1 protein-coding gene is annotated in these 934 nt (G+C 61.6%); it reads left to right on the top strand.

Going from position 1 to position 934, the window contains the following annotated elements; all coding sequences use genetic code 11:
- Positions 1-934 (top strand): SbcC/MukB-like Walker B domain-containing protein (locus XI08_RS01595; RefSeq protein WP_271573078.1); only part of this gene is annotated, 934 nt, incomplete at both ends.

Raw genomic sequence — 934 nt, 5'->3', positions numbered from 1 at the left:
AAGGATGCGAACGCGTCCGACAACGAGCGCGCCCGGATCGAGCGACGGGTCCGCGAGCTTCTTTACGATTACTTCGATCAGTTCGGGATGAGTTCGCAGGTCGGCGCGGAAAGCGAGCCGCTGCGGGAGGTGAAGCCATGGATGGAGCAGCTGATCTCGGATATCGAATCCAACGAGCTGCGCCAGTACGAAAGGCAGGCGCGGGAAGCGGCGGAGAAGGCGTCCACCCTGCTGCGCGGCGAGTTCATCAATGCGCTCACGGCCCGGATCGGAAAGATGGAGCGGGAGCTGCAATCGTTGAACCGTAGCCTCTACGCACATCCCTTCCATAACGAGCGATATTCATTCCATCGCACCCAGATGGTGGAATTCCAGCCCATCCTGAAGATTATCGAAATCGCCAAAACCTCTCCGCAGGCGCTCGATATGCTGTTCCGGGGCGACGTGCCCGATGACTTCCCGCACAAGGATACGATCGTCGCACTCGAGGCGCTGCTCGAGGACCCCGACAAGGATTTCACCCAGTTCGAGGACTACCGCAACTTCTACACCTTCGAGATCCACATGGAGGATGTTGCCACCGGCCGCTCGACCCGCTGGGAGCAGCGGCGCGGCACCGGGTCTGGCGCCGAACAACAGGTGCCTATCTACGTTGCCATCGGCGCTTCGCTGGCCGCCGTCTACGGCAGCGCGGAGCGTCGTGCCGGCAAGCCCGCCGGTTTCGCGCTCGCCATGTTCGATGAGGCCTTCTCCAAGATGGACGGCAAGAACCAGCGGCAGATGATGAGCTTTTACAAAAACCTCGGCCTGCAGTTCGTGATCGCGGCGCCGTTCGAGAAGCGCGTCGCCGTGCTCGAGCACATGGACACCATCGTGGAGGTGGACCGCATCGGCGAGCAGTCCAGGGCCACTGTGGTGGAACTGAAAGAGAAGG

Origin of the sequence: Bradyrhizobium sp. CCBAU 11361, from assembly GCF_028128935.1 — a bacterium.
GTDB classification, from domain to species: Bacteria; Pseudomonadota; Alphaproteobacteria; order Rhizobiales; family Xanthobacteraceae; genus Bradyrhizobium; species Bradyrhizobium niftali.
The sequence above is the reverse complement of the archived record's forward strand: the minus strand, read 5'-3'. Positions and strand labels throughout refer to the sequence as shown.